This window comes from Eikenella sp. HMSC061C02 (assembly GCF_001809035.1).
Taxonomy (GTDB): domain Bacteria; phylum Pseudomonadota; class Gammaproteobacteria; order Burkholderiales; family Neisseriaceae; genus Eikenella; species Eikenella corrodens.
Map to the genome: position 1 here is coordinate 100,340 of NZ_KV795542.1, position 456 is coordinate 100,795.

The following is a 456-nucleotide window of genomic DNA, read 5'->3' on the forward strand; positions in this document are numbered from 1 at the left end:
CTATTAGTGAAAGCCTGCAACAAAGACGAACAATCACTATAGTTCCGTTAAATATCTGACCACCTATTACGCTATGTAGACAAAGAAAAAGCCTCGCGGATTAACGAACGATTCGGGCTGCGATTGCCCGACATCCTCCGTAATCCAACTTTCATGCCCGACGCCCAAATTCATGGCATGGGTCACGGAAACATGAAAGCCTTGAGGCGTACCAGGATTCTAACCAAAAAGAACCTACCAGGCTACCTACGTTATGACCTATTAAAATATATGTGCATAACTAACGCCCACACTGTACTGGGAAGCTCCGGCTCAAATGCCGCGTTACCGACCAGACAGCCGAGCCGTTTTGGCTCGAGTGAGGCGCAGTCGTTCCGTTCACAATTAAACGGTATGCTGGAGCAATCACGTGGGCGTACTAAGATTCTAACCGAAAAGAACCTGCAAGGCTACCTG

1 protein-coding gene is annotated in these 456 nt (G+C 48.0%); it reads left to right on the forward strand.

What is annotated here, in order from left to right; translation table 11 throughout:
- Nucleotides 1-153: 153 nt before the first annotated feature.
- The coding region (locus tag HMPREF2541_RS12370; protein WP_210387142.1) for a hypothetical protein at nucleotides 154-456 on the forward strand (303 nt) is incomplete at its 3' end.